This is a genomic window from Paenarthrobacter sp. 10L412 (assembly GCF_056395565.1).
Genome location: NZ_JBFTJT010000008.1, coordinates 106,056 through 129,141, shown reverse-complemented (window position 1 = coordinate 129,141; position 23,086 = coordinate 106,056). Strand labels below are relative to the sequence as shown.

Here is a 23,086-nt window from a genome sequence, read left to right as displayed (position 1 = left end):
GCTAACGATTTCGTTACCTACCCGTAATTCCTGCATGCTGGAACACTAAAGCTGCTGCTCCAAGTGCTTCCGCGCGCGCTCCCAGGGACGACATCGCGAGGTGCGTTGTTTCGCCCACAACGGGCACGGCGTGGCGAACGAGCCCCCTTCGAATGGGGTCCAAGAGTAGGTCGCCGAGCCCTGCCAGTGGACCTCCCACGACGATCACTTCAGGGTTGATCAGGTTGGCGACGTTGCCCAGTGCGCGCCCCACGGCAAGGCCGGCATCATCCACTACGCGCTGGGTTGCGGAGTCACCTGCGAGGCAATTCCGGACGATGTCCTGCGGTGTCAATGATGTCTCTTTGCCACGGCCCAGCAGCTCAATCATGGTGGTGGTGGAGGCTATGGTTTCAAGGCAGCCGCGGTTGCCGCATCGGCACACCAACCCGTGCTCATGGATGGTCGCGTGGCCGATTTCGCCCGTGATGCCCACATTCCCGTAGTAGGGCACACCGTTGAGAATCAGGCCGGAACCGATACCGGATCCGATCTTGAGGAACATCAGGTTGGACACTCCGCTATGGGGTCCCCATGTCACCTCTGACAGGGCTCCAAGATTGGCGTCGTTATCAACAAATACGGGACAATTCAGGGCTTCCTCAAGCCTGTGGAGGATGTCGATTCCCACCCATTCGGGCAGGATGGCACCTTGGGCAACGGTCCCTGTTCTGCGATCAATCGGGCCGGGAATGCCCGCTCCTGCGCCCACTACCGCGCTCGGATCGATGCCATTTTCTGCGAGCAATCGCCCCAGCAACCGCACTGCCGCCGCGATGCCTTCCTCGGCATGATGGCCCAACGGAAGTTCAATGAAATCTTCGGCGATGACGTGGTATCCGAGGGATGCCAGAACCACCCTGAGGTGGCGTCGGCCAAAGTCGATTCCGACGGCGACCGCACCGTTGCTGTTCAACCTCACGTTGGTTGCCCGGCGTCCGGAGCTGGTGGTTGGCTCGGTTGAAACGAGGCCTGCGTCCTGCATGATTTTCACAATGTTGGACACAGTGGCGGTGGAGAGCCCGGTCTGCCTGGAAAGCTCGGCTTGCGTGGACGGCCCGCTCAACAAGCACTCGATAATCCGTTGCTGGTTCAGGTGCCGGAGCGCGGACTGCGAGCCGGGTTTTCGTGGTTGGCTCTTCGTTGAGCGCTGCATAGCGGGCATGACAAGAAGATTGCCCCAAAAGCAACCTTGTAGTCAAGAAGTGAACACAAGGAGTCAAGCATTCCCGACATACTCCAACGCAAGACGCACCTGGTTCTGCCGTTGTGGGGCCTGGTGGGCGTGCAATGCGTCCCGCTTGGCACGCCTTCGGGTCCAAATGCCCCGCTCCACGTGTCGGACCACAGGCCTACTCTGGAAACAAGAAGACTTCCGGGCCCCCGCGGTCCGGTACCGGTGCAACCAAGGTGGTAATGATGCTGCTATCCGTCCTGCAGGCCAACGCTTCCGTCCTGGACGTTGAGGCGAACCTGCGCACGATCGACGACGCCGCCCGGCGCGCTGCCCAGGCAGGGGCCGGGTTGCTCCTGACCCCGGAGCTCTTTCCCGTGGGCTACGCACCGCTGCGGCTTCACGCCGAATTGGATCCGGCAACGCTCCCGGGCATCCGCGAACGCCTTTCCGGCATCGCCCGCCAGCACAACATCGGACTCGTCTACAGCCTTCCCGCGCCGGCTCCCGAGGACAACACGTGGCACATCACCGCCACACTCGTAGATGCCAATGGCGAGGAACTCCTCCATTACGCCAAGGTCCACCTCTTCGGAGCGGAGGAGCGCAAGGCGTTCGTCGGCGCCCAAGAACCTCCCGCCGTCGTGGATTTCAACGGGATCCGCACGTCGATGCTGATTTGCTACGACGTTGAGTTCCCGGAGGCAGTCCGGGCAGCGGCGACCCGAGGGGCTGAACTCCTGCTGGTCCCCACAGCGTTGTCAATGGGGTTCGATAACGTGCCGCAGGTGCTCATTCGTGCCCGCGCGGTGGAGAGCCAGCTCAACGTTGCGTACGCCAACCACAGCGGGCACGAGGACATCTACAACTTCCTGGGCGGCAGCGTCGTTGCCGGTCCCGATGGCTCGTTGCTCGCTGCGGCGGGGGAGTCGGCGGCGCTCCTGTTCGCGGAGGTGGGCACGGAGGCGGTGAAAGCCGCACGCGACGAAGTCCCGTATCTGCGCGAACGACGCCCTGAGCTCTACCGGAAGTGGGAGGCGGGCGCCTAGACGCCGCCACCGTCGCGGTCGGAGAGTCCGGACAACCCGGCAACAAGTTCGTCCGCATACTGCAGGGCGATCCACAATTCTGCCCGGACCTGTGCCTGGTTGAGGTCCATGTCGAGCAGCTCACCGAGGACGCCTATTTGCCGGCGAACGCTGTTGCGGTGCAGGCCCAGCAGCTTGGCGGAACCGTCCCAGCTGCCGTTTTCGCTGAGCCAGCCGCGCAGTACTGACAGCAGTGGGTCACGGCGATCGGGTTCCAAGGACAACACTGGGGCCAGCAGCCGCTCGGCCAGCATGGTTCCCGCCTCGCGTCCAAGAAGTCCAGTCACGGACCACTGCACTTCCTCCACGCGGACACTCTTTGCGCTGGATAACACCCGGCTCCGCAGGGAACTCACCCGCTGATAGGCCGCCGCAAGACCGGTGAGTTCGGTCGGCTCGCCGATCGCCAGCCTCCAGCCAAGCTTCTCGACGTCGGCAAGTAGCGCGTCGTCCACCTTCAACCGGGTGATGGCCGCGAAACCGTAGTCGGTTATTTCCACGAGCTTGGTATCGAACAACCTGCGCCACTGCAGCAGCTCACGAACGGGGCCGTCACCGGCGGGCCAGTCAGGGGATTCGGCCTTGATGCCCTGCACCACCCGCATTTGGCCGGAGCGTGTCGAGGAAAGGCTTTGTGCCAGCAGGTCTTTGAGCCCGTTGACGTGCTTGGTGGCGCCGGAGGACAAGGTATCCGGATGCAGGAGCAATGCCGTGGCCAGCTGGCTCGGAGCAAGCGACCCGCTGGTTCGTTGACGGACCAGCAACTCCAGCAAACCCACCGCCGACTGCACCACATTGTTCTGAGCAGGTGTCAGCGGAGCGTCCGAGCCAAGAATCAGCGCCCCGAGGTTCGCGTCCTTGGTACTGCGCAGCGGATGACCGAACACCAGGGCAGACCCCGGCTGCTCGAAACCATCCATCTCCACGCGCGGCCCGCTGCCGGTCAGCAACCGTTCCAGCAGCGGCGCCAACAAGGAATGCTCGACGCCGGTGCTGCCGCCGGCATTGTGCCCACGCGCCCGCACCCGTCCGTCCGCCCCGACCAGCAGCGCCCACACCGGCACACGCTGGACAAGGGCCGCCAGCAATTCGTGCTCCGGCCTGGGGGAGAGGACTGCCCGCATGAGCTGGCGGTTGGTTTCGGCCAATTGCCGGAACACGCGGGCGTTGTCCGATTCCAGGAGCTGGGAGAACTCCAAGCCAATTGCGGCGAACGGCACGGACTCCGGGACCTCGAACAGGGTGAGGTTGTGCCTGCGGCAGGCATCGAGGAGGACGTCGGGGACGGCGTCGAAATAGGGCCTGATCCCAAAACCGAGCGCCGCCACTTTCGCACCCACCAGACGCCGGACATAGGCGTCCACGCTGGCCGCCGAGCCGCCCTCCCCAAGGAAAGGCAGCCCGGCGGTCAGCAAGAACTCGCCCTCCGGCAGATATGGCGTGGGGTCTTCGAGCTCGCTCGGTTCCACCCAGCGCAGCAGCGAGGCGCCGCTGCCGCCGTCGTGAAGCATTTTCAACTCGGGCGGCAACTGCTCCAGGAACTGTTCCAGCGTGACGAAACTCAGGCGGGCGGTGGCGGGCTCAGGCAACATTGTCCTGCCCGGCGGTTGCCGGCTCCTGGTAGTCGGGGCACTCGTAGGCGGCATCTTCATGTGTAGCGGAGGCGTATATACGCGGCAAGCGCGGGGCGATCCTGTTGATGATTTCATCCCCGTGGCTGCCGATCGCAGCGCCCCAATCGTCGGCGCTCGCCGCACCGGTGGCGGGGTCGCCGAACAACACCGCAGTATCGCCGACGTCGATCCCCGTTGCGTCGGGTCCGAGGTCCACCATGAATTGGTCCATGCAGACCTTGCCGATGACCGGGACGCTGCGGCCCGCGATGTTCACCACCGAGCGGCCGCTGATGCCTTTCGGGATGCCGTCCGCATAGCCGAGGGGAATGAGGCCCAGGTAGCGGGGTTCATAGGTGATGGCCTGGTGCTCATAGCTGACGCCAGTGCCCGCAGGAACCTTCTTGACCATCACCAAGGGGGCGGTGACGCTGAGGGCCGGCCGCAATCCGAAGTCGGTCGGGTTGAGGTGGTCTGCGGGAGCGAGGCCGTAAATTGCCAGTCCAGCCCGGACCATGTCGAAGTGGAATTCCGGGCGGTCCAGGATGTTTGCTGAACTGGAAACGTGCCTCAGTTCAGGCTTGAGTCCGGCTTCGCGGGCCTCGCGGACGGCGTCTTCGAACTCCGCAACAGCGCTGGCGTTTCCAGGATGGGCCGGCACATCGGCCCACGCCAAATGGGTCCAAATGCCGCGGACCAGCACCGTGCCGTCCACTTCCGCTTGCCGGGCATGAGATACAAGTTCGGCCCAATCCTCCTTTCGCGCCCCGCCGCGGCTTAGCCCGCTGTCCAGTTCAAGATGTACGACGGCGGGACGGCCAAGGCGTTCGGCGATGCCAGCCAGCACCTGAAGTTGGTGGACGCTTCCGAGGGACACATCGATGTTGTTTTCGAGTGCTTCCAGAATGGTGTCGCTCGTCTGGGATGCCAGATATAGCCAGGAAAGGATCGGTTCAGTGATGCCGGCTTTGCGCAGGGCGATGGCCTCGGTGAGCTGCGCTGTTCCGAGCCAGTCAGCGCCGGAAGCGACGGCCGTGCGGGCTACTTCCACCAGCCCGTGACCGTAGGCGTTGCCCTTCACGACGGCCATGAAGAAGGGCGCCTTGGTCAGGTCCTTCAGGGCTTTGATGTTGTCTGAAATGGCGGACAGGTCCACTCTGACCTGACCGGAGAGGGCCAGCGGGCCGCCCTCTTGGTACTGTGCAATACGTCTCATGGTTGAACACTATAGGTCATTTTGCACCATTGTGAGAGGTGGCTCACATGCCAGTCTTGTGGAGGGGAAATCGAAACTACTTTGAAGGGACGTCAAGGGTGACTGTGCCTGTGAACACTCAAAACTCAACGGCGGCGAACATGGCCAGGCCAAGCCTCGGTGCCCAACTCCTGCGCCGCAAGCCGATCGGGCAGATGGCCGATGAGGCCGGAACGGGCGAAGGCGGCACGCCGCTGGTACGCAGCTTCGGGGTCCTCCAGTTGACCATGATCAGCGTCGGTGCAACGCTGGGCACCGGCATCCTGGTGATCCTTGGCGAGTCCGTACCGCTGGCCGGGCCGGCGATCTGGATCTCCTTCGTGATCGCTGGTTTGGCTGCCCTCTTCTCGGCAGTGTCCTACGCGGAAATGGCCGGGCTCGTCCCGGTGGCAGGTTCCAGCTACTCCTACTCCTACGCCACCATGGGTGAGGGCATGGCGTGGATCTGCGGTTGGTGCCTGGTGCTGGAATATGCGGTGTCCGTGGCCGCTGTTGCAGTGGGCGCGGGCCAGTACGTCAACGAGACCCTGGCTGCGTTTGGACAGGTCCTGCCCGACGCCATGAGCCAGCCCCCGGGCGATGGTGGGGTGGTAAATGTTCCCGCCATGGTGATCGTGGTCCTTGCCATGATCCTGCTGGTTCGGGGCGCCCGTGAAAGTGCATGGATCAACACCGCGATCGTCATCATCAAAGTGGGCATCCTGATCTTCTTCTGCGCGGTAGCTTTCACCGCTTTCAACGCCGGCAACTTCGAGCCCCTCATGCCGATGGGTGCAGCCGGTGTCTCCGCCGCAGCGTCAAGCGTTTTCTTCTCCTACATCGGATTCGATGCCGCCTCCACCGCCGGCGAGGAAGCCAGGAACCCCAAGCGGGACCTGCCACGCGCCATTATGCTCTCCATGGTGATTGTCACCAGCATCTACGTCCTCGTTTCCGTTGCCGCGATCGGTGCCCGTCCGTGGGGCTGGTTCGACGGCACGGAAGCTGCCCTGGTCCAGATCCTGCACGAGATCACCGGGCAGCCGTGGATCGCACTCGTCTTCTCTGCCGGTGCAGTGCTTGCCATTGCCAGCATCGTGCTGACTGTCCTTTACGGCCAGACCCGCATCCTGCTCTCGATGTCCCGCGATGGCATGGTGCCCAAAGTCTTCGGCCGCGTCTCCCGCCGCACCGGAACGCCAGTCGCCGGGACCCTGATAGTCGGAACCGCCGTCGCCCTCACCGCTGGCTTGGTCCCGCTGGGTGCCTTGGCCGACGCAACGAGCATCGGTACGCTCTTCGCCTTCGCACTGGTCAATGTTGCAGTGATCTATCTCCGGCGCAACCGCCCGGACCTTGACCGCAGTTTCCGGGTTCCGCTGTACCCGATCACCCCGATCCTGGGCACGCTGATGTGTGCCTTCCTGATGCTCAACCTCGGCGCCGACACCTGGATCACGTTCGGTGTTTGGATGCTGGTGGGCATCGCCATCTACTTCGGCTATGGACGCCGGAATTCCAAGGTAGCCGCGCTCAGCGATCAGGACTACCGTGAACTGACCACCAGGGCCGTGAGCCCGGAACCTGTGAAAGCCGCAAACTGATGACCATCGCTACCGAACTTCCCACAGCCGACGTTGCCGCTTCCGCGGCGGAGGCAGGCGAAGCCCCCATCACCATGCTGAACCCGGACTTCCCCTTCAGCTATGACCATTACCTGGCACACCCGGACGGACTCGGCAGCATTCCGGAAGAGAGCTACGGCACGGAAGTGGCAGTCATCGGCGCCGGGCTGTCGGGGCTGGTCACGGCCTATGAGCTCATGAAGCTCGGCCTCAAGCCCGTGATGTACGAGGCCGACCAGATCGGCGGCCGTCTTCGCACGGCGAGCTTCCCCTCGGCGCCCGGCGTCGTAGCCGATCTTGGTGGCATGCGCTTCCCGGTCTCCGGCAAGGCCTTCTACCACTACGTGGACCTTCTTGGCTTGGAAACGCAGGCCTTCCCCAACCCGATGGCCCCGGCGACGTCCAGCACTGTGATCGAACTTGCGGGCAAGAAGCACTACGCCACCACAGCAGATGAGCTACCGGAATTTTTCCGTGAAGTGGCCGATGCCTGGAAGGCCGCCGTCAACGATGGCGCTGCGTTCGCGCAAATGCAGGAAGCCATCAAGGCCCGCGATACCAAGCGGATCAAGGAACTCTGGAACGCGCTCCTGCCCGAAATGGACGAGCAGACGTTCTACGGATTCATAGCAGCCAGCAAGTCCTTCAAAGAAGCCGGTTTCGCCCACCGCGAAGCGTTCGGCCAAGTGGGCTTCGGCACCGGAGGCTGGGACACCGATTTCCCCAACTCCATCCTGGAGATCCTCCGGGTGGTCTACACCGATGCAGACGACCAGCACCGGCTCATTTCGGGAGGAGCGCAAAGGCTCCCCGAGGCGCTGTGGAACCACGCGCCGTCGGACCTTAAACACTGGCCGCAGGGCACGTCGCTGTCGTCGCTGCACTCCGGCTCGCCGCGCGGAGCCGTGGACAACATCCGCCGCGCGGACAACGGGGACCTGGTAGTCCGCGAAAACTGGGGACGCGAAGCCACGTACCCAGCGGTGGTGACCACCTGCCAGTCGTGGTTGCTCTCCACGCGCATCCACACCGAAGAGGCACTGTTCCCGGCGGAGCTGTGGACGGCGATCGAGCGCTCGCACTACATGCAGTCGTCCAAGACGTTCGTGATGGTGGACCGGCCTTTCTGGAAGGACATCGATCCGGATACCGGACGCGAAGTCCTGTCCATGACCCTCACCGACCGCCTCAACCGGGCCACATACTTGCTCGACGACGGCCCTGACAAGCCCGCTGTCATCCTCTTGTCCTACACATGGAACGACGACGCCCTGAAGTGGCTTGCCCTCACTGCCGAAGAACGCGTCAAGCTGATGCTGCACTCGCTGGAGCAGATCTACCCGGGCGTGGACATTGCCAGCCACATCGTCGGGCAGCCGATCACGGTGTCCTGGGAAGCGGACCCCAACTTCATGGGCGCCTTCAAAGCCAACCTGCCGGGCCATTACCGGTACCAGCAGCGGCTCTTCACCCACTTCAAGCAGGATCAGCTGCCGGAAAGCCAGCGCGGCATCTTCCTCGCCGGTGACGACGTGTCCTTCACCGCAGGCTGGGCCGAGGGCGCCGTGACCACAGGCCTGAACGCGGTGTGGGGAGTGGTGAACCACTTGGGCGGATCGTCCGTCGCAGGAAACCCGGGTCCGGGCGACCTGCTGGACGAGTTCGGGCCAATTTCACTGGACTAGATTTCCGTGGACTAACTGCTGTTGCGGGGCCTGCTCTGCGTCCTAAACCAATCGCAGGGCCCACACCGCCCGGGTTCCCTGGCTGAGCTTGCGAAGTCAGGGAGGCGGTGGGGATGCAGAGCAGGCCCCGCATTGTTTAAGACGCGTGCATTTCCCTGTGTGCCGCGGCGAGGTCCTTGTAGTGGGCGGCGTTGTGCTTGACGCCCTCGAACTCCTCGCCGGTCAATTCGCGGCGCACCTTGGCAGGCACGCCCGCTACGAGCGAGCGGGGCGGAATGACCGTGCCTTCAAGGACCACGGCGCCGGCTGCAATGAGCGAGCCCGCCCCAATGACTGCACCATTGAGGATGGTGGCGCTCATACCGATGAGGCAGTCGTCCTCCACAGTGCAGCCGTGGACCACTGCGCTGTGCCCAATGGAGACGCGCTCGCCAACGGTGCAGGGGAATCCGGGGTCGGCGTGCAGGACCACGTTGTCCTGGAGGTTGGAGCCGGCACCGACGCTGATGGCAGCCGTATCGGCACGGACCGAAACCCCGTAAAAGGCGCTGGAGTCCTCGGCCAAAGTCGCTTTGCCGATGATGGAAGCGGTGGGTGCAACGAACGCAGATTCATGGATGGCCGGGGTGTCCCCGGCGAAAGTGTAAGAGGGAGCCATGGAGCCAGCTTAGTTCCCAACTAGGTCGCAGCTGTGCGCGTTTAGAGAGCTCAAAACGCGCTCAGCTGCGACCTAGTTGGGTGCCTGGGTGCGCAGGACCAGGAACTGGTAGTGCTGCGTCCAGCTGCCCGCTCCCGGCCCGGACTCCACGCCGATGCCTTCCGGCCAGGTCCGGAAATGCTCAATCGAGCCGTGCTCTCCGAAGATCCGCCGGACTGTGTCGTCGCTGCGACGACTGAAGAAACGTCGGGGTTCTTCGAGGTCCTCCGGGTTGAGGACCTCTTCATCCTCACCTGACCAAAGCCCGACGGCGATTGGCGCACCAGCCGCGCTGACCCGCACAAGTTCGCTGACGACGTCGTGAATCCTGCTGTTGGGCACGTGCAGAAGCGTGCTCATGGTCCAAGCTGCCGAGAAGACCGAATCGGGGAACGGCAATTGCCGGCCACTGGCGACCGTCGCTTCGAGCCCGTGGGAGCGGGCCACATGAACGCTCTCCGACGACAGGTCCACGCCGGTGTAGTGCAGGCCTGCACGGACGAACTCCAACCCCTCAACCCCGGTCCCGCAGCCCAGCTCGAAGACGGAGTGCCGGTGCTCATCCTTCAGAAGCCGGATGAACCATTCCCGGCACTCGACCCGGTGAGGGGTGAGGGCGCGCGTGTTCCGGACGGGTGCTTGGCGGTCGTAGAAAACTGCGAGGTCAGCTTCGTGGTCAGCTTCGGGGATGCCCTGCATACCCCCAGCTTAGGAGTGGCGCTAGTTGAACACCACGGTGCGGGTGCCGTCCAAAAGCACGCGGTGTTCAGCATGCCACTGGACTGCCTGGGCCAGGGTGCGCCCCTCCACGTCGCGGCCCATCTGGACGAACTGGGCGGCTGTGCGGGCGTGATCCACACGGATGACTTCCTGTTCGATGATTGGGCCTTCGTCGAGGTCAGCGGTCACGTAGTGGGCCGTGGCTCCGATGATCTTCACACCGCGGGCGTGGGCCTGGTGGTAAGGCTTGGCACCCTTGAAGGAAGGCAGGAACGAGTGGTGGATGTTGATTGCCTTGCCGTTCAACTCAGTGCAGAGCTCGTTGGACAGGACCTGCATGTAACGCGCCAGGACGGTGAGCTCGACGTCGTGCTCGGCAATCAGCTTCAGGAGTTCGGCCTCGGCCTGCGGCTTGGTTTCCGGTGTCACGGGAATGTGGTGGAACGGGATCCCGTAGAACTGGGCCAACTCTTCAAGGTCGCGGTGGTTGGAAACAATCGCCGGAACCTCGATAGGCAATGTTCCCGTGCGCTGCTGGAACAGGAGGTCGTTGAGGCAGTGCGCGTCCTTGGAGCACAGGATGATGGTGCGGACCTTTTCGCCAACAGGGTTGATCTGCCACGTCATGCCAAAGGTCTCTGCAACCGGACGCAGTGCGGCGGTCAGCTCGTCCTGCGAGGATGCTGTGGTTGCCTCCACGCGCATGAAGAAGTTGCCGGTGCTGGGGCTTCCGTACTGCTGGGAGTCGGCGATATTGCAGCCGGCCTCAAGGAGGGCGCCGGCTACCGCGTGGACGATGCCGGGGCGGTCCGGGCAGGAGAGTGTTACAACGAAAGCGGTGGAGTCAGTCACGCGGATAAGCCTACCTGTGCTGCCTTGTTGTACTGTTAACGGGTCGCAACTGGCGTTGGGTGGACTACCACCAGGGAGCGGCAATCACGAAGACCACGGATCGTACGCCTGGGCCGAGGGTCATGTCTTACCGCTGCACGCACGTGACCGATCCCTCCGTAATCAAGGGGACGCGGGAATGCTGCTGCCGGTAGCCTGACCTGTAGCACCACCCGTTGCCTAGCCAGGAGATCTCCGTGCCTACCACCACCACTTCCGCGTCTGTCAGCAACCAGTCGCTCGCTGAGCTCGATCCCGAGATCGCAGCAGTCCTCGACCAGGAACTCGGCCGCCAGCGCGGCACCCTGGAAATGATCGCCTCCGAAAACTTCGCCCCGCGCGCCGTCATGGAAGCACAGGGCTCCGTCCTGACCAACAAGTACGCCGAGGGATACCCGGGCCGCCGCTACTACGGCGGCTGTGAATACGTCGACGTCGCCGAGCAGTTGGCGATCGACCGCGTCAAGGAACTCTTCGGTGCGGAATACGCCAACGTCCAGCCGCACTCCGGTGCCCAGGCGAACGCCGCAGCACTGTCCGCCATGATCACCCCGGGCGACAAGATCCTCGGCCTCTCCCTGGCACACGGTGGGCACCTGACCCACGGCATGAAGCTGAACTTCTCCGGCAAGCTCTACAACGTAGCTGCCTACCAGGTCGAAGAAGACACCTTCCGCGTGGACATGGACAAGCTGCGTGAGCAGGCCATCGCCGAGAAGCCGCAGGTCATCATCGCCGGCTGGTCCGCTTACCCGCGCCACCTTGACTTCGCTGCCTTCCGGTCCATCGCTGACGAGGTGGGCGCGCTCCTGTGGACGGACATGGCACACTTCGCCGGACTGGTTGCAGCAGGCCTGCACCCGAGCCCGGTCCCGCACTCCGACGTCGTCACCTCCACCGTGCACAAGACCCTCGCGGGTCCGCGTTCCGGTGTCATCCTGGCGAAGCAGGAGTGGGCCAAGAAGCTGAACTCCAACGTCTTCCCGGGCCAGCAGGGTGGTCCGCTCATGCACGTCATCGCCGCCAAGGCTGTTGCCTTCAAGATCGCGGGCAGCGAAGAGTTCAAGGAACGCCAGGAGCGTGTCCTCGAGGGTGCCAAGATCATCGCTGACCGCCTGAACCAGTCCGACGTCGCCGAAGCCGGCGTCTCGGTTCTCACCGGCGGCACCGATGTCCACTTGGTCCTGGTGGACCTGCGTAACTCGCAGCTGGACGGCCAGCAGGCTGAAGACCTCCTGCACTCCGTGGGCATCACCGTGAACCGGAACGCCGTTCCGTTCGACCCCCGCCCGCCGATGGTCACCTCCGGCCTCCGCATTGGTACGCCTGCACTGGCTACCCGCGGATTCGGTGCCACCGAGTTCACCGAGGTTGCAGAGATCATCGCCACCGCGCTGAAGGCTGGCTCCGCTACGGACGTGGAGGCCCTCCAGGCCCGCGTAGACAAGCTCGCTGCCGACTTCCCGCTGTACCCGCAGCACGAGCAGTGGTAACCCACGAATAATGCATCGCCGGGCACTGGCCCGGAGCCAACGGGATCCGCCGCCACATCACAGGCGGCGGGTCCCGCTGCATGAACCTCACAGTAGGTTTTTGAATAGGTCACCCACCAGAAAGAGCAGATGGAATGACACAGTCCACCGCACAGATCCTTGACGGCAAGGCCACCGCCGCAGCCATCAAGGCAGAACTGACCGAACGCGTTTCCGTCCTCGCAGCAAAGGGCATCGTCCCCGGCCTGGGCACCATCCTGGTGGGTTCGGACCCCGGCAGCACCTGGTACGTCGGCGGCAAGCACAAGGACTGCGCCGAGGTGGGCATCCAGTCCATCCGCCGGGACCTGCCCGAGGACATTACCCAGGAAGACCTCCTGAAGGTTGTCCGCGAGCTCAACGAGAACCCGGAATGCACGGGCTACATCGTTCAGTTGCCGCTGCCCAAGCACATTGACCAGGACGTCATCCTCGAAGCCATGGATCCGAACAAGGACGCCGATGGCCTGCACCCCATGAACCTCGGCCGCCTGGTGGCCAACGTCAGCGGCGAAATGAAGTCACCGCTTCCCTGCACGCCCAAGGGCTGCGTGGAACTGATGCGCCGGCACGGCATCCAGCTCAACGGCAAGCGCGTCCTGGTAGTGGGCCGCGGCGTCACCATCGGCCGACCCATCGGCCTCCTTCTCACCCGCAGGGAAGTCAACGCCACAGTCATCCTGGCCCACACGGGAACCGTTGACCTGCCCGCGGAACTCAAGCAGGCCGACGTCGTGATTGCCGCTGCAGGCGTGCCGCACATGATCAAGGCCGAAGACCTCAAGCCGGGCGCAATAGTGCTCGACGTCGGCGTCAGCCGCGTGGAGGACGCTAACGGCAAGGCTGTGGTCACCGGAGACGTGGACCCGGCAGCTGCCGACGTCGCCGCCTGGCTGTCCCCGAACCCGGGCGGCGTGGGTCCGATGACCCGCGCCATGCTGCTCGCCAACGTTGTGGAGAGCGCCGAGCGCGCAGCGGGCATCGCCTGACGCCTGCTGGAAACTGGAACCTGCTTGAAACTGTAAACAGAGCCAGGGTGCCTACTCCTCCGGGAGTAGGCGCCCTGCTCCGTTAACCCGACGACGAACACCCGGACCAAAGCTAGGCTCGGTGTATGCAACCCCGTTTCCCTGGACCCGAGAGCTCTCCTGGACCGCGGGGATTTCCAGGCCCAGGCCGGTTTGCTGGTCCACGCCGTTTCGCCGGCCCACCCACGAGCTTCATCGTCATCACAGTGGCCCTCATCCAGGTGGCGGGGACGCTTTTTTCTGCGGGCCACCAGGACGCCCCACGGCCCTTGGACGCGCTTGCGATTCTGTTGCTGCTGGCGGGGCCTGCGGGACTGGCCTTCCGGAGGCGGGCGCCTGCGGTCATGCTTCCCGTCGCGCTCGTGGCCACAGGCGCCTATGTTGGCCTTGGCTACGCCTGGGGTCCCATTGCGCTCTCACTGGCGGTGGCCATCGTGCTGACATCGTCCGCGGGTTTGCGGTGGCAGGCGTGGGCCGGGGCAGGTATCGCCGCCGCCGCAGTAGTGTTCGCGGCCGCACTCAGCGGCGATCCCAACTGGCTCCTCCGCGCTTCCGCCGGAGTGGGATGGGCCGCCATTTTGGTGCTGATTGGACAGGGATTTCGACGCCGGAGCGAGCGGTTCGCGGAATACAGACGTCGCCGGGAGGCCGCCCGGAAGGCCGAACGCGATGAGTACCGGCTTACGCTTGCCCGCGATATCCACGATGTCGTGGCCCATTCCTTATCCATGATCAACGTGCAGGCATCGGTGGCGTTGCACGTGGGCTCGGATGATCCCCAGAAGCTCCGGCCCGCACTGGAAGCCATCAAGGCAGCCAGCAAGGAATCGCTCACGGAAGTCCGGCAACTCCTGGGCGTATTGCGGGAGGACGTCCCGCTAGCCCCGGCGGCCCGGCCTACGCTCGCCAGGATCCCCGAACTTGTGAAGAACGCGGAGCTGGGGGGCTTGCAGGTGCGCTTTGAGGACCACTCGAACCATGAGCTCGTCGGCCCGGCGCAGCAGGAAGCGGCGTACCGGATCATCCAGGAAGCGCTGACCAACGTCGGCAGGCACTCAGGTGCCCAAACCGCCGTCGTGCATCTTGCCCAGACCGAAGATGCGCTGACTGTCCGGATAGATGACGACGGCGCGGGCATGGGCGGGGCGCTACCCGGCAACGGCCTCACGGGGATGCGTGAGAGGGCGGCCGCCTTGGGCGGGACGCTCACGCTGCACGAACTCCAGGCCGGGCTCCGCGTGGAAGCAACTTTGCCTGCACAACAAGAAGGAAACCACCCATGATCCGCATCCTCCTCGCTGATGACCAGACCCTCATCCGGGCAGGCTTCCGCGCGCTTCTGGATGCTGAACCGGACATGGAAGTGGTGGCTGAAGCCGGCACTGGCAGGGAGGCTGTGAGGCTGGCGGCGCGCGACAAACCGGACGTCATCCTCATGGACATCCGGATGCCGGACGATGACGGCCTCACCGCCACCCGCAGAATTCTTGCAGACCCATCCCTGTCCGGCACGCGCATCATCATCCTGACCACCTTCGAGCTCGACGAGTACATTGCCGAGGCCGTCCGTGCGGGCGCAGCTGGTTTCCTGGTGAAGGACACCGAACCTGCGGAGCTCATCCGCGCCGTCCGGGTGGTCCACGACGGCGACGCGCTGCTCTCGCCCTCGGTGACCCGACGGATCATGGCACAGCTGGCGTCCCAGAGCCGGGCAGTTGGAAAAGTGATTCCCCTCGAGCAGGTGACCGAACGCGAACGCGAAGTCCTGGCCTTGGTGGGGGAGGGCCTGAACAATGCCGAGATCGCCGAACGCCTGTTCATCACCCCGCTGACCGCGAAGACCCACGTATCGCGCATCATGACCAAGCTGATGGTCCGCGACCGCTCCCAGCTGGTGGTGCTCGCGTATGAATCAGGACTGGTGCGGCCAGGTTGGAGCAGTTGACGGGCTGCTTCCGACTCCCAAGGGAGTAGGGCAGCACCTGCAGGTGACTCCCGACGGCGGACGTCCCGCCGCCCGTCCCCGGGCAGACTCAAATCAGAGCCGAAAGACGGTTCGCGCCGGGAATCGGCGGAGAGAGTTTGGATCACTGACATGTTCACCGCATTGACTTCAATCGTCGGGGAGACCACAACGCTCGGGGGAGCGCTGGCACAGCTGCCGGCCACCGTCGTCGCGCACGGTCCCTGGGGTGACGGCACCTTCTGGCCGTTCTTCCTCCTGTTCCCGCTGTTCTGGATCCTCGTGATCTTCCTGTTCATTTTCGTGGGCCGGCGTGCTTGGCGCCGCAACCATCACTGGGCGGCAACCCAGGGTGCCGAGGGCGTGCTGCGCGAACGCTATGCGCGGGGCGAAATTGATGAGACGGAGTTCCGGCAGCGGCTGGAGGTCCTGCGCTCGCAGCCACCGTCCTGACTTGGATGAAAGTAAAAAATGAGAGGGCTCTTGCAAAAATATCTGCAAGGGCCCTTTCACATATTCGTTGGCGCTACTAGTCTGCTGAGGGTGCACAATGAAGCAACCGGCTCTGCAACACACTCCGAATCGTGGCAAACCAGCTTCGACATGAACCCACCCACCGTCATCAGCGCGCGGAATCTCACCAAAACCTATGGCGAGCTCACAGCCGTGGACAACATCTCCTTCGATGTTCCGGCGGGGGAGTCCTTCGGGCTGCTCGGCCCAAACGGCGCGGGTAAATCCACCACCATGAAAATGATCGGCGGCGTCTCACAGCGCACTTCAGGAACGCTGAACATCATGGGCCTGGACCCGGAATCCCACGGGCCCGAGGTCAGGGCACACCTGGGGGTCGTTCCGCAGCAGGACAACCTTGACCAAGAATTGAAGGTCCGCGAGAACCTGATCGTTTACGGCCGCTACTTCGGCCTGCCGCTGAGCTACCTGCGGCCCAAAGCGGACGAACTCCTGGAATTCGCGCAGCTCACAGACAAGGCCAACTCCAAAGTGGATGCGCTGTCCGGCGGCATGAAACGGCGGCTTACCATCGCCCGGTCGCTCATCAACGAACCCCGCATCCTGCTGCTCGATGAGCCCACAACGGGCCTTGACCCACAAGCCCGGCACATCCTCTGGGACCGCCTGTTCCGGCTCAAGGAAAACGGCGTCACACTGATCCTGACCACCCACTACATGGATGAGGCAGAGCAGCTCTGCGACCGCCTGATCGTGGTGGACAAGGGCAAGATCATGGCCGAGGGGTCGCCGGCCAGCTTGATCCGCGAGCACTCCTCCCGCGAAGTACTTGAACTCAGGTTCGGATCCGAGCGGAACTCGCGTATCGGCGTCGAACTTCAGGGCATCGGCGAGCGGCTCGAGACGCTTCCTGACCGCGTGCTGATCTACGCGCATGATGGCGAGGCCGCGCTGGAACAGGTCTCCGCGCGCGGGCTGCGCCCCATGACGTCACTGGTGCGCCGTTCCTCGCTGGAGGACGTGTTCCTGCGGCTCACCGGGAGGAGCCTCGTTGACTAGCGGAGCTGAGAAGCCAATCACGACGGCGGAGCAGCCGTTGCGGGCCCACTCGCCTGCCGTCTCGGCGGCCAGGGCGCGGCGTTGGGGGTCCTTTTTCTACGCGGAACAAGTGCTCCGGGTCATGCGCAATTACGGCTGGTCCGTGGTTCTCTACAGCGTGGGGCAGCCTGTGGCGTACTTGTTCGCCATGGGAGTCGGGCTGGCGAGCCTGGTGGACGCGAACAGCGAATCCGTTTTCGGCGGCGTCAGCTACCTGGAATTTGTTGCACCTGCGCTGCTGGTGTCCGCGGCGGTCATGACGGCTTCCGGAGAATTCTCTTACCCCATTACGGACGGCTTCAAATGGCGGCGGGTGTTCTACGGCCCGCACGCTTCGCCGCTGGTACCGCAGCAAATAGCGAGCGGCCACATCATGGCCAGCACGCTCAGGTTCCTGCTGCAATCGGTTATTTACTTCGCAGTTGTGGCCATGTTCGGGGCTTCGCCCAGTCCGTGGGGCTGGGTGTCAGCACTGGTTGCCACCACGGCGGCATTGTCCTTCGGCCTGCCACTCATGGCCTATGCAGCCAGCATCACACAGGACAAAGGACAGTTCGCTTTGGTGCAGAGGTTCATCGTCATGCCACTGTTTCTCTTCTCCGGGACGTTCTTTCCCCTGGACACCCTGCCGTTGGCTGTCCGTTGGATCGGCTGGATATCGCCTGTGTGGCACGGAACTGAGCTGGGGCGGGTCTTCACTTATGGCATGGACGAGAACCCCTTGCTGACCATTACGCATGTGGTGTTCCTCCTGGGAACGGCCACGGTTGGCTGGCTGCTGGTCCGGCGCCAGTTCGTGAAGAGGATGGGCTCATGAGCATCCTGACTGGCGGCCACAGCGCCACCGATATCGCCCGGGAACGCAAGTTCGGTCCCCTCTACTCACGAAATGCCAAGGCCGTGGTAGCTCGTGGCCTCATGGCCGCCAAGTCCAGTACCTGGCTGGTGTTGCTGTCCGGGTTCTTCGAACCTGTTCTCTTCCTGTTGGCCATGGGTGTTGGCATGGGCTCGATCGTGGGCACAGTCCAAGGACCCGGCGGCGAAGACATCAGCTACGCGGCCTACATAGCGCCCGCACTCCTGGCAGTCTCAGCCATGAACGGTGCCATCTACGATTCCACTTGGAACGTCTTCTTCAAAATGAACTTCGCAAAGCTGTACCAGGGGATGCTCTACACATCCCTCGGGCCGTTGGACGTTGCGATGGGCGAGATCTTCCTCGCACTGTTGCGGGGTCTTCTCTACGCCACGGGATTCACCGCGGTGATGGGGGTCATGGGCCTGATCACTACCTGGTGGGCCATCCTGGTGATCCCTGCATCAGTGTTGATTGCCTTCGGCTTCGCGAGCTTCGGCATGGGCATCACCAGCTTCATGAAGACGTTCCAGCAGATGGACTGGATCAACTTATTCCTGTTGCCCATGTTCCTCTTCAGCGCCACGTTCTATCCGCTCAGCGTCTACCCGCAGGTCATCCAGTGGTTCATCCAAGCCATGCCCCTGTGGCACGGGGTTGAGCTGCTGCGGCAGATCAGCGTGGGCTCGTTCAGCCCGGCAACGGCCATCCACGTGGGCTACTACCTGGTGATGATCGCGCTGGGGATCATGCTCACCACCGCACGGCTGCGCCAGCTGTTCCTGAAGTGATGGAGTTTGTGTTCGCCATCCGTGGAAGCGGCGCAGGCACCTTCGGGGGTTTGCGACAATTGACTCATGCAATCTCTCGGCGACCCGCACCCGTCCACGTCCTCGTCCGGTAAAGGCCTTTTCAAGGGCTTCCGCATCGGCGGCCTGGGGATGACCGTAGTCATCATCGCTTTCGTGGTAGCCGTCATTTTCGCGGCCAATCAGAACGATTTTGTGGGTTGGGTAGTTGCGGTGGTCGCCTTCGGCTGGCTCGCGCTCGCCACCTTCGTGGTGTTCAGCATTCGAAGGGCCGCGCGGCGAGCCGGAGCAAAATTGAGCGAAGCGCAAGCCGCTTTCAACTCGGCAACCGGCCGCGCGCCGTCGTCGTCCTCGGCTGACAGCGGCGGTACCCGCGTGGTCGCCGAACGCAGCCAGGCCGACGAAGTCCGGGACCTCAAGCTGGACCACTCCTTCAAGATTGTCCAGGTGCAGGTTCGCGTCGTGGACGAAGAACGTGCCAAGGGCGCAGCGGCAAACCAGGACACCATCAACCGCGCGCTGGAAACCATTGCCATCACGGCCACCAATGCCCGGGACATGATCAAGTCCTCAGGTGGCTCGGACGAGCCCGTGGCCGGCACCATCATCGACTAGAGTAGACCGGGTGAGTACGGCATTGAAGAAGGACTTCCTTCGCATCGCATCGGTCAACGTCAATGGCCTTCGGGCTGCCTACAAGAACGGCATGGCGGAATGGCTGGAGCCACGCGAGGTTGACATCCTCTGCCTGCAGGAAGTCCGTGCTCCTGATGCCATCGTCAACACGCTGCTCGGCGAAGGCTGGTACATCCTCCACGCTGAGGCTGAGGCAAAGGGCCGCGCAGGGGTTGCCATTGCTTCCCGCGAGGAACCCACCGCCACCCGGATCGGGATTGGCGATGACTACTTCGCCACCGCCGGCCGCTGGGTTGAAGCGGATTTCTCCGTCAGGAACACCCACGGCGAATCCTCCACGTTGTCCGTGGTCAGCGCTTACGTTCACTCCGGTGAGGCAGGCACGCCCAAGCAGGATGACAAGTACCGCTTCCTGGACGCCATGACCACCCGTCTCCCCGAGCTCGCCAAGCACAGCGATCACGCGCTGGTAGTTGGCGATCTCAACGTCGGGCACACCGAACTGGACATCAAGAACTGGAAGGGCAACGTCAAGCGTGCCGGTTTCCTGCCAGAGGAGCGCGCTTATTTTGACCGCTTCATGGGTGAAGAAATCGGATGGAGGGATGTCCACAGGGGCCTGGCAGGAAATGTCGCCGGCCCCTACACCTGGTGGTCCCAGCGCGGAAAGGCCTTTGATACTGACACAGGCTGGCGCATCGACTACCACCTGGCTACTCCCGGACTTGCAGCGGCCGCGTTCTCGGCTGTCGTGGATCGGGCGCCTTCGTGGGACACCCGCTTCTCTGACCACGCACCGCTGGTAGTGGACTACCGGCTCTAAGCTTCACGAAAGTATTGCTCAATGACTAGCTCCATCACGACTGAAACCGGCACCCCAGCCGCCACACTGCCCAGCGGGAGTACCGTGACCTCCACCAAGCTTGCCGTTGGCGCCAAGCAGCGCGTCCTTTCAGGCATGCAGCCCTCGGCTGACTCCCTGCACCTCGGCAACTACCTTGGCGCCTTGGTCAACTGGGTTCGCATGCAGGATGAGTACGATGCCGTCTTCTTCATTCCGGATTTGCACGCCATCACCGTTCCGCAGGATCCTGCCGAGCTCGCCCGCCGCACCAGGGTCACCGCCGCCCAGTACATCGCTGGCGGCGTGGACGTGGAGAAGTGCACACTGTTCGTGCAATCGCAGGTTCCCGAGCACGCCCAGCTTGCCTGGGTACTGAACTGCATCACCGGCATGGGTGAAGCCGGCCGCATGACCCAGTTCAAGGACAAGGCACAGAAGCAGGGCTCGGACCACGCCAGCGTCGGCCTGTTCACTTATCCCATCCTGCAGGCTGCAGACATCCTGCTCTACCAGCCGCACGGTGTACCCGTGGGCGAAGACCAGCGCCAGCACGTGGAGCTCAGCAGGGACCTCGCCAACCGCTTCAACAGCCGTTTCGGCGAGACGTTCCAGGTGCCCGAGCCCTTCATCCAGAAGGAGTCGGCAAAGATTTACGATCTCCAGAACCCCACGGCCAAGATGTCCAAGTCTGCCGAATCACCCGCTGGCCTCATTAACCTGTTGGATGACCCCAAGACCGTTGCCAAGCGCATCAAATCCGCTGTCACTGACACTGAGACCGAGATCCGCTACGACCGCGAAAACAAGCCGGGCGTCTCCAACTTGCTCACCATCTACTCGGCAATCAGTGGCACCCCGGTAGAGAAGATCGTGGCCGATTACCAGGGCAAGATGTACGGCCACCTCAAGGTAGATCTCGCCGAGCTCGTCTCCGGACGCCTTGCCCCCATCCGTGAGCGGGCCAACGAACTTCTCGCGGACCCGGCAGAACTGGACCGTCTCCTGGCTCACGGTGCAGACAAAGCGCGTGAGATCGCCTCGGCGACGCTCGCCGATGTCTACTCCAAGGTAGGCTTCCTGCCGTACCGAGGGGATGCATACCGCAGCGAGCAAGGAGTCCGCTAAGTTCATGTGCGCAGCTGGCCAGCTTAACGTCAAGACCGACACCCATCAAGGCGTCGGTCCGGACGAATCGCGCCAGCCTGCTGTCACCGGCACCGATTGCGGTGCCGGTGACACCATGTGCGTTGGGGTGATCCTCGGTTTCCCGCCGGAGATCGCGCGGGAACTGCAGGCCTGGCGAGCATCCTTTGGCGATCCCATGGCCGAAGTCATCCCCGCCCACATCACACTCATCACCACCACGCCCACACAGGACTGGGCAGCCACCCGGGACCACGTGCGCGAGGTGGCCCGCTCACAGGAACCGTTCACCATCACCATTTCCGGTACCGGTTCCTTCCGGCCCGTTTCGCCCGTGGTGTTCGTCAACGTCGAAGAAGGCTTTGAAGAGTGCGTGCAGCTGCACGAAAAGCTCCAAACGGGTCCGCTTGAGCGTTTGCTTCCCTTCCCGTACCACCCGCATGTCACCGTGGCCCATGACGTCGCCAAGGAAAACCTGGACGAGGCCCAAACGGTCCTGAGAGATTACCGGGCAACCTTCCCAGTGGTTAGCATGGGACTTTACGAGCACGACACCAACGGAATTTGGCAGCTACGGGAAGAGCTCGACTTTGGCGGCGACACTGACAAAACGCAGCAGGCGGAATCAACATCCACCGGCCGGAAGTCCTCCGCTGCCAACTGAGCTGGCAAAGCTAAAACTTCAACTTCTTCACAAGCGGCAGGACTGGAGCCACGCCAAGCGGGCCGGAGAAGGCCTGCCGAAGAGGGCCGGCGCCCTTCTCGCCCTCCTGCTCGCAAGGCTGAACACCAACCGGGCCATGCGCTCCTTCCAGAACTACACCCTGCAGCATGGGCCGCTTCTGAGTGCCGGCATTGGCTTCAACATGTTCTTCTCCGTCACAGGTCTGCTGACCACGGGTTTCGCCATCGCCGGAATCGTCCTGGGCGGCAACCCGGTTCTCGAAGACGCCGTCATTCGCAGCGTCGCCTCTGCAGCTCCGGGACTCCTCCAGGTCAACGGCGGTGAGGGACTGGTTGATCCGCAAACGCTGCTCAATCCCTCAGGTCTTGGATGGACCGCGGTCATCGCGGCAGCGGTAACCATCTTCACGTCCCTTGGCTGGATAGCCAGCGTGAGGGAAGGCCTGCGGGGCGTGACGGGCGCTGATCCGCTCCAGCGCAGCCCCGTCCTTCAGAAACTGGTCGACGCCGGTACACTCCTGCTCCTTGGCGTGATCCTCGTGGTCAGTGCCGGCGCGTCCCTCATCTTTGGCACAGCTGCCGACTGGATCTTCGACCTCCTAAGGTTGGATGAAGCGGTCGCAGCGCCCGTGGCAGCCGTCGTCAAGGTGGTCGTCCCCCTCCTGCTGAACTGCGCGACGGCGGCCGTGTTGTTCCACATTGCAGGTGGACTCAAGCTGGGGCGCCGGGCATTCATCGAAGGCGTTGCACTGGCCGGTATCGGGACCACCGTGCTTCAGCTGTTCAGCACCGAACTTCTCGCCCGGGCAGGACAGAACCCCGTCCTCGCCTCATTCGCCATCATCATCGGCCTTCTCATCTGGTTCAACCTGGTAAGCCAGGTGTATCTCATTTCCGCTTCGTGGGCCGCCATCCGCGAGGCTGACCTGCAGGCGGGGGATACCCCGCGCAAAAAGGTCCTCGGTTCACGCCGCACAACGCCCCAGACGTAGGGCTACTTTCTTCCAGGAGGTGCTATGAACAACCAGTTGTGGATCGCTTGCCTCCTGGGAACCGCAGCGGGGCTGGTGGTTGGACAGCTCGTCTTCAACTCTCCATTTGTGGGGATGCTCGTTGGCCTCGGCCTGGGCGCCTTGGTTGGAGCGGCCGTAGGACCCCGCCGCGAATAGGGCCACGACAATCCTCACAGTCACTTATGGCACCTTCTCGAACGAAACATGGGCCATAAGTGACTGTGAGGGATTGTGGTGGTT

23 protein-coding genes and 1 riboswitch are annotated in these 23,086 nt (G+C 63.4%); of the genes, 17 read left to right on the top strand and 6 right to left on the bottom strand.

Features of this window, described 5'->3' with window-relative positions:
• Nucleotides 1–13: 13 nt before the first annotated feature.
• On the bottom strand, nucleotides 14–1,204 hold the full coding sequence (locus tag AC1DD7_RS12985) for an ROK family transcriptional regulator (RefSeq protein ID WP_223936265.1): 1,191 nt from the start codon (nucleotides 1,202–1,204) through the stop codon (nucleotides 14–16).
• 251 nt (nucleotides 1,205–1,455) lie between these two features.
• Between AC1DD7_RS12985 and AC1DD7_RS12980 the strand changes: the two genes are divergently transcribed.
• Nucleotides 1,456–2,262, top strand: coding sequence for a carbon-nitrogen hydrolase family protein (locus AC1DD7_RS12980; RefSeq protein ID WP_477515269.1), 807 nt, complete (start codon nucleotides 1,456–1,458; stop codon nucleotides 2,260–2,262).
• Here AC1DD7_RS12980 and AC1DD7_RS12975 read toward each other — a convergent pair.
• On the bottom strand, nucleotides 2,259–3,893 hold the full coding sequence (locus tag AC1DD7_RS12975) for a PucR family transcriptional regulator (protein ID WP_477515268.1): 1,635 nt from the start codon (nucleotides 3,891–3,893) through the stop codon (nucleotides 2,259–2,261). The genes AC1DD7_RS12980 and AC1DD7_RS12975 overlap by 4 nt on opposite strands.
• A complete protein-coding gene (gene alr, locus AC1DD7_RS12970) occupies nucleotides 3,883–5,130 on the bottom strand; it encodes an alanine racemase (RefSeq protein WP_477515267.1) in 1,248 nt (415 codons plus the stop codon). Before alr ends, AC1DD7_RS12975 begins: the two co-directional genes overlap by 11 nt.
• A gap of 140 nt (nucleotides 5,131–5,270) precedes the next feature.
• On the opposite strand from alr, the gene AC1DD7_RS12965 reads away from it, so the two are divergent.
• The gene (locus AC1DD7_RS12965) at nucleotides 5,271–6,752 is read left to right on the top strand and encodes an amino acid permease (RefSeq protein ID WP_477515373.1); all 1,482 of its coding nucleotides are present in this window, start codon (nucleotides 5,271–5,273) and stop codon (nucleotides 6,750–6,752) included.
• Nucleotides 6,752–8,458, top strand: a complete 1,707-nt coding sequence (locus AC1DD7_RS12960) for a flavin monoamine oxidase family protein (protein ID WP_477515266.1) — start codon at nucleotides 6,752–6,754, stop codon at nucleotides 8,456–8,458. Before AC1DD7_RS12965 ends, AC1DD7_RS12960 begins: the two co-directional genes overlap by 1 nt.
• A 136-nt stretch (nucleotides 8,459–8,594) precedes the next feature.
• On the opposite strand, the gene AC1DD7_RS12955 is transcribed toward AC1DD7_RS12960, so the two are convergent.
• The 3 genes from AC1DD7_RS12955 to purU form a co-directional block, all read right to left on the bottom strand.
• A complete protein-coding gene (locus AC1DD7_RS12955) occupies nucleotides 8,595–9,116 on the bottom strand; it encodes a gamma carbonic anhydrase family protein (RefSeq protein WP_477515265.1) in 522 nt (173 codons plus the stop codon).
• Nucleotides 9,117–9,188: 72 nt separating this feature from the next.
• On the bottom strand, nucleotides 9,189–9,854 hold the full coding sequence (locus AC1DD7_RS12950) for a class I SAM-dependent methyltransferase (RefSeq protein WP_477515264.1): 666 nt from the start codon (nucleotides 9,852–9,854) through the stop codon (nucleotides 9,189–9,191).
• A 21-nt stretch (nucleotides 9,855–9,875) separates the two neighbouring features.
• Nucleotides 9,876–10,727: a formyltetrahydrofolate deformylase gene (purU, locus tag AC1DD7_RS12945; protein ID WP_477515263.1), complete on the bottom strand. Its 852-nt coding sequence runs from the start codon at nucleotides 10,725–10,727 to the stop codon at nucleotides 9,876–9,878.
• 35 nt (nucleotides 10,728–10,762) lie between these two features.
• Nucleotides 10,763–10,848, top strand: a riboswitch (ZMP/ZTP riboswitch).
• 115 nt (nucleotides 10,849–10,963) lie between these two features.
• Between purU and glyA the strand changes: the two genes are divergently transcribed.
• From glyA to AC1DD7_RS12875, 14 genes are all read left to right on the top strand, one after another.
• Nucleotides 10,964–12,259 (top strand): serine hydroxymethyltransferase, encoded by a 1,296-nt coding sequence (gene glyA / locus AC1DD7_RS12940; protein ID WP_477515262.1) that lies wholly within the window; start codon nucleotides 10,964–10,966, stop codon nucleotides 12,257–12,259.
• 134 nt (nucleotides 12,260–12,393) lie between these two features.
• The gene (locus AC1DD7_RS12935; protein ID WP_442002607.1) at nucleotides 12,394–13,287 is read left to right on the top strand and encodes a bifunctional methylenetetrahydrofolate dehydrogenase/methenyltetrahydrofolate cyclohydrolase; all 894 of its coding nucleotides are present in this window, start codon (nucleotides 12,394–12,396) and stop codon (nucleotides 13,285–13,287) included.
• A 245-nt stretch (nucleotides 13,288–13,532) separates the two neighbouring features.
• Nucleotides 13,533–14,609 (top strand): sensor histidine kinase, encoded by a 1,077-nt coding sequence (locus AC1DD7_RS12930; protein ID WP_477515261.1) that lies wholly within the window; start codon nucleotides 13,533–13,535, stop codon nucleotides 14,607–14,609.
• Nucleotides 14,606–15,271, top strand: a complete 666-nt coding sequence (locus AC1DD7_RS12925; protein ID WP_477515260.1) for a response regulator transcription factor — start codon at nucleotides 14,606–14,608, stop codon at nucleotides 15,269–15,271. The genes AC1DD7_RS12930 and AC1DD7_RS12925 overlap by 4 nt, the downstream gene beginning before the upstream one ends.
• A 150-nt stretch (nucleotides 15,272–15,421) precedes the next feature.
• Nucleotides 15,422–15,742, top strand: coding sequence for an SHOCT domain-containing protein (locus AC1DD7_RS12920; protein WP_223948337.1), 321 nt, complete (start codon nucleotides 15,422–15,424; stop codon nucleotides 15,740–15,742).
• 150 nt (nucleotides 15,743–15,892) lie between these two features.
• Nucleotides 15,893–16,822, top strand: a complete 930-nt coding sequence (locus AC1DD7_RS12915; protein WP_477515372.1) for an ABC transporter ATP-binding protein — start codon at nucleotides 15,893–15,895, stop codon at nucleotides 16,820–16,822.
• Nucleotides 16,823–16,838: 16 nt separating this feature from the next.
• A complete protein-coding gene (locus AC1DD7_RS12910) occupies nucleotides 16,839–17,678 on the top strand; it encodes an ABC transporter permease (protein WP_477515371.1) in 840 nt (279 codons plus the stop codon).
• Entirely contained in the window at nucleotides 17,675–18,508 is an 834-nt protein-coding gene (locus AC1DD7_RS12905; protein WP_477515259.1) for an ABC transporter permease, read from the top strand. Before AC1DD7_RS12910 ends, AC1DD7_RS12905 begins: the two co-directional genes overlap by 4 nt.
• 66 nt (nucleotides 18,509–18,574) lie before the next feature.
• Nucleotides 18,575–19,141: a hypothetical protein gene (locus AC1DD7_RS12900; protein ID WP_477515258.1), complete on the top strand. Its 567-nt coding sequence runs from the start codon at nucleotides 18,575–18,577 to the stop codon at nucleotides 19,139–19,141.
• Nucleotides 19,142–19,151: 10 nt separating this feature from the next.
• Nucleotides 19,152–19,985, top strand: coding sequence for an exodeoxyribonuclease III (locus tag AC1DD7_RS12895; protein WP_477515257.1), 834 nt, complete (start codon nucleotides 19,152–19,154; stop codon nucleotides 19,983–19,985).
• A 21-nt stretch (nucleotides 19,986–20,006) separates the two neighbouring features.
• A complete protein-coding gene (gene trpS / locus AC1DD7_RS12890; RefSeq protein WP_224166789.1) occupies nucleotides 20,007–21,131 on the top strand; it encodes a tryptophan--tRNA ligase in 1,125 nt (374 codons plus the stop codon).
• Nucleotides 21,132–21,135: 4 nt separating this feature from the next.
• Nucleotides 21,136–21,813: a 2'-5' RNA ligase family protein gene (locus AC1DD7_RS12885; RefSeq protein ID WP_477515256.1), complete on the top strand. Its 678-nt coding sequence runs from the start codon at nucleotides 21,136–21,138 to the stop codon at nucleotides 21,811–21,813.
• Entirely contained in the window at nucleotides 21,740–22,825 is a 1,086-nt protein-coding gene (locus tag AC1DD7_RS12880; RefSeq protein WP_477515255.1) for a YihY/virulence factor BrkB family protein, read from the top strand. Before AC1DD7_RS12885 ends, AC1DD7_RS12880 begins: the two co-directional genes overlap by 74 nt.
• Nucleotides 22,826–22,849: 24 nt before the next feature.
• Entirely contained in the window at nucleotides 22,850–23,002 is a 153-nt protein-coding gene (locus AC1DD7_RS12875) for a hypothetical protein (RefSeq protein WP_431118994.1), read from the top strand.
• Nucleotides 23,003–23,086 lie beyond the last annotated feature (84 nt).

Coding starts and splice junctions, on each gene's coding strand:
- AC1DD7_RS12980 (WP_477515269.1), top strand. CDS start 1,456: ATGATGCTGCTATCCGTCCTGCAGGCCAACGCTTCCGTCCTGGACGTT.
- AC1DD7_RS12905 (WP_477515259.1), top strand. CDS start 17,675: ATGAGCATCCTGACTGGCGGCCACAGCGCCACCGATATCGCCCGGGAA.
- AC1DD7_RS12975 (WP_477515268.1), bottom strand. CDS start 3,893: ATGTTGCCTGAGCCCGCCACCGCCCGCCTGAGTTTCGTCACGCTGGAA.
- alr (WP_477515267.1), bottom strand. CDS start 5,130: ATGAGACGTATTGCACAGTACCAAGAGGGCGGCCCGCTGGCCCTCTCC.
- AC1DD7_RS12935 (WP_442002607.1), top strand. CDS start 12,394: ATGACACAGTCCACCGCACAGATCCTTGACGGCAAGGCCACCGCCGCA.
- AC1DD7_RS12920 (WP_223948337.1), top strand. CDS start 15,422: ATGTTCACCGCATTGACTTCAATCGTCGGGGAGACCACAACGCTCGGG.
- AC1DD7_RS12950 (WP_477515264.1), bottom strand. CDS start 9,854: ATGCAGGGCATCCCCGAAGCTGACCACGAAGCTGACCTCGCAGTTTTC.
- AC1DD7_RS12875 (WP_431118994.1), top strand. CDS start 22,850: ATGAACAACCAGTTGTGGATCGCTTGCCTCCTGGGAACCGCAGCGGGG.
- AC1DD7_RS12960 (WP_477515266.1), top strand. CDS start 6,752: ATGACCATCGCTACCGAACTTCCCACAGCCGACGTTGCCGCTTCCGCG.
- AC1DD7_RS12955 (WP_477515265.1), bottom strand. CDS start 9,116: ATGGCTCCCTCTTACACTTTCGCCGGGGACACCCCGGCCATCCATGAA.
- trpS (WP_224166789.1), top strand. CDS start 20,007: ATGACTAGCTCCATCACGACTGAAACCGGCACCCCAGCCGCCACACTG.
- AC1DD7_RS12925 (WP_477515260.1), top strand. CDS start 14,606: ATGATCCGCATCCTCCTCGCTGATGACCAGACCCTCATCCGGGCAGGC.
- AC1DD7_RS12985 (WP_223936265.1), bottom strand. CDS start 1,204: ATGCCCGCTATGCAGCGCTCAACGAAGAGCCAACCACGAAAACCCGGC.
- AC1DD7_RS12900 (WP_477515258.1), top strand. CDS start 18,575: ATGCAATCTCTCGGCGACCCGCACCCGTCCACGTCCTCGTCCGGTAAA.
- AC1DD7_RS12965 (WP_477515373.1), top strand. CDS start 5,271: ATGGCCAGGCCAAGCCTCGGTGCCCAACTCCTGCGCCGCAAGCCGATC.
- AC1DD7_RS12915 (WP_477515372.1), top strand. CDS start 15,893: ATGAACCCACCCACCGTCATCAGCGCGCGGAATCTCACCAAAACCTAT.
- AC1DD7_RS12885 (WP_477515256.1), top strand. CDS start 21,136: ATGTGCGCAGCTGGCCAGCTTAACGTCAAGACCGACACCCATCAAGGC.